Source organism: Alteromonas sp. 1_MG-2023 (assembly GCF_030547075.1).
Lineage (GTDB): Bacteria > Pseudomonadota > Gammaproteobacteria > Enterobacterales > Alteromonadaceae > Alteromonas.
In genome coordinates, this window is record NZ_JAUOQH010000021.1 from 66,862 (window position 1) to 73,487 (window position 6,626).

At 44.3% G+C, this 6,626-nt stretch carries 5 protein-coding genes and 1 tRNA gene; 2 read left to right on the plus strand and 4 right to left on the minus strand.

Features of this window, described 5'->3' with window-relative positions; genetic code table 11:
• Positions 1–45 precede the first annotated feature (45 nt).
• Positions 46–1,557 carry a GGDEF domain-containing protein gene (locus Q4561_RS17755; RefSeq protein ID WP_303462546.1) on the minus strand — a complete coding sequence of 504 codons (1,512 nt, stop codon included), beginning with the start codon at positions 1,555–1,557 and terminating at the stop codon, positions 46–48.
• A gap of 280 nt (positions 1,558–1,837) precedes the next feature.
• Between Q4561_RS17755 and Q4561_RS17760 the strand changes: the two genes are divergently transcribed.
• Positions 1,838–3,541 carry a YdiU family protein gene (locus tag Q4561_RS17760; RefSeq protein WP_303462547.1) on the plus strand — a complete coding sequence of 568 codons (1,704 nt, stop codon included), beginning with the start codon at positions 1,838–1,840 and terminating at the stop codon, positions 3,539–3,541.
• 60 nt (positions 3,542–3,601) lie between these two features.
• On the opposite strand, the gene Q4561_RS17765 is transcribed toward Q4561_RS17760, so the two are convergent.
• Positions 3,602–3,982, minus strand: coding sequence for a glutaredoxin domain-containing protein (locus Q4561_RS17765; RefSeq protein WP_303462550.1), 381 nt, complete (start codon positions 3,980–3,982; stop codon positions 3,602–3,604).
• 273 nt (positions 3,983–4,255) lie between these two features.
• Here Q4561_RS17765 and Q4561_RS17770 point away from each other — a divergent pair, with 273 nt between their 5' ends.
• A complete protein-coding gene (locus Q4561_RS17770) occupies positions 4,256–4,696 on the plus strand; it encodes a DUF1499 domain-containing protein (RefSeq protein WP_303462552.1) in 441 nt (146 codons plus the stop codon).
• A gap of 135 nt (positions 4,697–4,831) precedes the next feature.
• Here the strand turns inward: Q4561_RS17770 and Q4561_RS17775 are convergent.
• Both Q4561_RS17775 and nadA read right to left on the minus strand, forming a co-directional pair.
• Positions 4,832–4,921: transfer RNA gene (locus Q4561_RS17775), tRNA-Ser, on the minus strand.
• 203 nt (positions 4,922–5,124) lie between these two features.
• The gene (gene nadA / locus Q4561_RS17780; RefSeq protein ID WP_303462553.1) at positions 5,125–6,180 is read right to left on the minus strand and encodes a quinolinate synthase NadA; all 1,056 of its coding nucleotides are present in this window, start codon (positions 6,178–6,180) and stop codon (positions 5,125–5,127) included.
• Positions 6,181–6,626 lie beyond the last annotated feature (446 nt).

A 6,626-nucleotide genomic window follows, 5' to 3' on the forward strand; every position in this document is an offset into this window, starting at 1 on the left:
AAATTCCGTACTTGAACTGAAAAAAATGAGAGTTTAAAATCGTATTTATAAAGTTGAGTTAGCCTGATCGCCACCGAACACCACTTGGTTGCGGCCATTCTCTTTGGCTTTTAGCAGGGCTTTATCGGCTCTATCGATAATAGATTCCGCTTTGCTGTCGGTCGACGTTAAGGTAGCGACGCCTAAACTAACGGTAACTTGAAACACCTGTGATGAGTTATCCAAGACAATCTCCAGCTTACTCACTGCTGCTCTAACACGCTCGGCAATAGTCAGCGCTTGTTGGCATGAAGTGCCGGGCAAAATAGCAATAAACTCCTCACCGCCAAAACGACCCAGGGTGTCATAATCCCGCAAGGTAATTTGAATGCTGTCGGCAATCGCTTTGATAACCGTATCTCCCACTAAGTGGCCATAGGTGTCATTGACTCGCTTAAATCTATCCACATCGACCATAATGATGCTGAGTGAGCCTTGTGACCGCACCGAACGGTTGTATTCACATTCCAGTTGCTCGAATACTTTACGCCTATTATATAAACCGGATAACGGATCTAAATTCACTAAGCTGATCAGTTGCTTGTTCTTCTCTGACAGTTTTTGATTGACGCCTTTTATTGTGTCATACCAGAAAATCATTGCCCGATAACCTAAATAAGATAGGGCCAGCATTACTGCGAGTAATATAAAAAGCGGATATGACAAACTATCTACGGTGTTTTGTGCTTGCATTAAACTCATGGTTTGGCCGCTTGCCCAGTCAATAGAGGCCATTTGTTGCAGGCTGATATAGCGCCCAGCACCAACAAAGCACAACACTACGGTAATAAAGCCGCTTATCATCGCGATAATGGAGCCTTTGGCATTGTTCAGGTTAAGACTGCTGTTTTTCACCTCGGCTAACTGCCGTTGCACCGCAGGGCCAAAAAAGTACAGAATTGGGGCGACTATCAGGCAGCATTGCAGCCAGCCGCCAAACCACCAGCCTAACCATACGGGGTAAGCGACATTTAGCCCTACATTATTGGTTAAGGCCCAGATAAATGCGCCGATAGAGCCGGCCAATGACGCCACCAAGGCAATCATTAAAAAGCCTACCAAAGATTCTAGACCATTCAAGTCTTTGCTTATCGGAGTCGCCCGGTAAAACATGGCGTACATCGCCAAGCCAATTGGATTAGAGAATGAAAAAACAACTATCCACTCTATTGGCATACCGCCAAAAAGCGCTACGCAAAATGTGGAAAAATAAGCAGGTATAGCAGCCCACCAAAAGCCAAACCATACCACCAAGGGCACACAAAACAGCATAGGAATATAAATGGTAAGATAAATAGGGGTCGTACCTAGGTCGACCGCAATACCTGTCCATTCAAAGAGCCGGGTTAAGATGCCAGAGGGTATAATAATTACACATAGCGCCAACCACAGCAGCAGTACTGCCCTGGGCTTTGAACCGGCCCGCCACATGGTAAGAGGTGAGAACCTGATAAAAGTATTACCAAGTGGGAGAGTAATGCGTGAACTTTCATCACTAATATCGGGGGTTTCCAACAATGGGATCGCCTTAAGAATACTTAACGAAGAGACCTTACCCCATCTGTTGACATTGCGGATACTCCGGCCAACAAGATGCGCTTGCTAAGGCCTGTAACATAACCCGATATCGATAGAAATACCACCTGAGACACCTTTTAAAAATAATTATTCAAGCCATAACGTACAGCCGCGCACGGCGGCAATGTAGCTTTAGCGTCAAATACTCATCGCAGTGTAAAGCAACAAGATTCATATGTAGTACAATGCCGTTTGAATTAAACGTTTTAAAGAGGCGCCAATGATAGATGATCAAGAAAGTAAAACTGAACAGCAAATTCACACTATCAGCGACCTTGCAAAATACGTTGATTATTCGTTTCTTAATAGCCTAGTGGTAGACCCACAAGCACAAAAAGATGGCAATGAGCATAACCCAAGGCAGGTATTCTCTGGGCATTATGTACCGGTAACCCCAACCCCTATAGAAAACCCCGAATACGTTGCGCATAGCCACACTTTCTTTGAAGAATTAGGGTTTGATAATAGCCTTGCCCATACGCCTGAATTCATGCGCCTGTTTTCTGGCGACATGTCTTCCCTCCCCTGTGAAATAAGGCCCTATGGGTGGGCTACTGGCTACGCACTGTCTATTTATGGCACTGAATATATTCAGCAGTGTCCATTTTCAACGGGCAATGGCTATGGAGATGGTCGAGCCCTTTCTGTGCTGGAAACAGTAACCAATGGAAAGCGTTTTGAAATGCAGTTGAAAGGCGCAGGAAGAACGCCATACTGCCGAGGTGCAGACGGCAGAGCGGTATTGCGCTCCAGCGTGCGAGAGTTTTTAGTACAAGAGCATATGCACGCATTAGGGGTTCCTACGTCTCGTTCTCTTAGTTTATTTATGTCTCAATCGGAAACTGTCGACAGACCTTGGTATTTAGAAGGTTCGAGCTCCCAAGACCCCGAAATCATGGTGCCAAACCTTGTGGCCATCTCAACCCGTGTTGCCCCTTCATTTATTCGCGTAGGTCAGCTAGAACTTTTTGGCAGACGTGCGAGAAGCAACCAACACCCAACCGCATTACAAGAGCTTCAGCTCTTGGCAGCACATTTAATTGAACGTGAATATAAAAGTGATATCGATACAGCCCAACCATTTGAAGCTCAACTAGTGGCCCTTGCTACTGCGTTTCAAGACAGGCTCACGTCACTTGTCGCCCATTGGGTTCGAGTGGGTTACTGTCAAGGAAATTTCAACAGCGACAACTGCGCGGCGGGAGGATATACATTAGATTATGGGCCATTTGGATTCTGTGAGTTGTTCGACCCTGCTTACCAACCATGGACTGGCGGAGGTCGTCACTTCTCGTTTCTTAACCAGCCTGTAGCAGCAGAGAAGAACTTTGCTATGTTTTGTCGCGCCATCGAACCATTGCTTGCCGATGCACCAGAGGAACTAGAAGCATTGCGAGATGTGAACAGCAACTTTTCCAAGGTCATGCAAGAAAAAATGGATAACATGTGGGCCGCAAAACTCGGGCTTGCGGTTTACGACAATGACCTTTTACTGCAACTGTTACACTTAATGATGCGCACCGGTGTGGACTATAACCACTTTTTCAGAGAGCTATCTAACCTTCCTAATGATGTTGATGAGCTGAAAACGAGTTTTTATGCTCCGTTAAAAGAAGACATGGTTTTTGAGTGGAATGAATGGCTGCAAGATTGGCGAGCTCAACTTGAAAAGTCGGGGGATATTAACGAAATCGCGACAAAAATGAAGCTTACTAACCCGAAGTTTACCTGGCGGGAATGGTTAGTGGTGCCGGCATATAAAGAGGCGGAAGTGGGTACTTTCAATCGCATTCACGCACTGCAAGAAGTGCTTACCAAACCCTATGAAGAACAATCAGCGCAAACAGAAAGTGGTTACTACCGTTTGCGCCCTAGAGAATATTTTGGTGCTGGCGGTATTTCACACTATAGCTGTTCTTCGTAAAAGGTTAGCCCTTTTGGTAGGGCGAACAATTATAACGGTGTTAGAAACTACTGCGAGCGGTTACTTTGCTTCAACAAAGCGCGCTTCTAAGTAGCCGATAATTGCTTTAGAGTCATATAGCCATTCAACGCCATCGTTATTTTCAATTCGAAGACATGGCGTTTGAATTTTCCCGCCGCCCTGTAACAATTCTTCTCTGTACGGCGAACCTTCTGATACATTTCGCTTTTGAATAGGCACATTGTATTTGTACATTGCCCGGCGAGTTTTAATGCAAAAAGGACAACCAAAGAACTGGTATAAAGCCAATTTTTGGCTTTCTTCAGCAACCTGCTCTTGTTTTTTTGGCGAACGTTTTAATTTAGTGCCACGGGTAATTACATCGACAAAAGCAATGATGGCCCCAAGTAAGTTGCGAATAAGGGTGATAAAGAATTTCATTTTACGGCTCTACTAACGAATGATGAAATAAAAACGGGATTGTACTACTTGGTGCCATGCTTTGATAATTAAGATGCTATTAATTTTAGTGTTTCGATAACCTGAGTTTGAAACACACTATGCAAGCACGACTTACGCTTTTAGAAAAAAAGCCGTTACAACTAACGAGCCAAACACCAAACAATACGCAGACAGGTTAATAGCAAAGCAGGAGAATACCTATGTTAATCTGTCATTGTAGGACAAAGTGATGTTCAAACAAAAAGAGAAATTATGAAAAAGCGGTATTTGCTACTTTGTTCATTACCCCTTGTAGGTTGCTCTGTTACCCCACCTAAATTAAATGTAAGTGGCGAAGCCCTTAAGGACTGCCCTATTACTCCTAATTGCTTCCGAAGTAAGAATAACGAGTCTCAAGATATGGCACCTATCCTACTTAAGGGCTCAAAGGCGGCTGCGAGAGAAAAAATTGTTAGCATTATTAACTCCCTAACTCGAACCACAATAGTTGAGGAGCGAGATAACTACATAAGAGTAGAATTCAGATCGCAGTTAATTGGTTTTGTAGATGATGTAGAATTTTTGCTTTCACAAAAGTCTGGTGATGGAACGCAGATTGACTTTAGGTCGGCTTCGCGGCTGGGAGTTTCTGATCTTGGCGTAAACAAAGCTCGAATAAAAAAATTAAAGCTTTGTTCGCTCAGTGAGAGCTGAAAACCTTAAAACCCAAATAACTAAAAGGTTTACGTCTAAAAGAGTATTTTTTTAATTCTTATAGTGTTTATAAAATAAAGAATTACAAACACAAAAAAGCCCCGCTCTTCGCAAAGAAACAGGGCTTTTTTTATTTGGCGGAGAGAGAGGGATTCGAACCCTCGTTAGGTTTAACCCTAAACACACTTTCCAGGCGTGCGCCTTCAGCCACTCAGCCACCTCTCCAAATTTTGTGCTGCTTGCGGTGAACGCAAACAACGAAGTACTGCCAAGGCATTTGCCCAGAGCGCGCGTACAATTTTCCGCGAGCGGGCGTATGATTAACCTAGAGCGCGCGTATATTAGGTAAAGCGAGCGTCTTAATCAAGATGTTGCGCAAAAAAACACGCTAACTGCTGAATTATTACTCGCCTTTACCTTAATAAGCGTTATAGCCCGCCTTTTGCTTTCAATTCTTCCGAGAAGTTGAGCATACGGTCGAGAGGTATTAAAGCGCCCTCACGCAGGCTGTCGTCAACGAAGATCTCATGGCCTTCATAAGTAACACCTAACGAGGCTTTTATCGCCTCAAGGCCGTTCATGGCCATCCACGGGCAATGGGCACAACTCTTACAGGTTGCGCCGTTCCCACCAGTAGGTGCTTCAATAAATGTTTTGTTTGGCGTGAGTTGCTGCATTTTATAAAAAATGCCTTTATCGGTAGCCACAATAAATGTGTCGTTATCCATGGTTTGCGACGCTTTAATCAGTTGGCTGGTTGAGCCTACTGCATCTGCCATGTCTACCACACTGGCCGGTGATTCAGGGTGAACCAATACAGCCGCGTTAGGATACAGCGCTTTCATGTCAGCAAGTTTTTGAGAGGAAAACTCATCATGAACAATACATTCGCCTTGCCACATCAACATATCTGCGCCAGTTTGCTTAGCAATGTACGAACCTAAGTGGCGGTCAGGGCCCCAGATAATCTTTTTACCTTGGTTATCTAAATGCTCAACAATCTCAAGGGCAATACTTGAGGTTACTACCCAGTCGGCGCGCGCTTTTACCGCAGCCGAGGTATTAGCGTATACCACTACAGTGTGATCTGGGTGTGCGTCACAAAACGCACTAAACTCTTCAATAGGACAACCAATGTCTAGTGAACAGGTTGCTTCCAATGTTGGCATTAGCACGGTTTTTTCTGGGCTAAGAATTTTTGCGGTTTCGCCCATGAAGCGAACGCCAGCCACAATAAGGGTTTGTTCTTCAGCATCACGACCAAAGCGGGCCATTTCTAATGAGTCAGCTACACAGCCACCGGTCTCTTCAGCTAATGCCTGAATTTCAGGATCGGTATAGTAATGCGCAACCAGCACAGCGTTACGCTGTTTTAGCAAAGATTTAATCTCAGCTTTAAGCGACGCTCTACGGGCATCTGATAATGGCTGTGGTTTAGCGGGAAAAGGATACTCTACCTGTTCCACTCGAAAGGCTACTGACATTGACCTACATCTCGGTTGTGACAAGGGCGTGGATTATACCCGACTGTCATAAAAATACATACTACTTAGTTAAGGATGATTGACTAATTTTCAACCATGCCATCCTAAAAACCTGAATTACAAATGAAAGAATTTGCCGTAAAGCATTTACGCGAATTGATATGAGTTGATATTTGGTCTTATGGGATTTTGTTAGCGTTGGAATTTAATTTTTTGAGATTTAGTTAGTCGTCGCGGGTCTGATAAAGCGGAGGAATTTGACTTGTAAATTGCGCGCTGTAGCGAGCTTCACTTAGCATCGTTATCGGTAGAAGGGATTCATGAAGATAACGATTTTCGTATTCGAGGCTTGGTAGAAAGCACTATAAGAAATGATGGTGGGTCGTGCTGGATTCGAACCAGCGACCAATTGATTAAAAGTCAACTGCTCTACCAGCTGAGCTAAC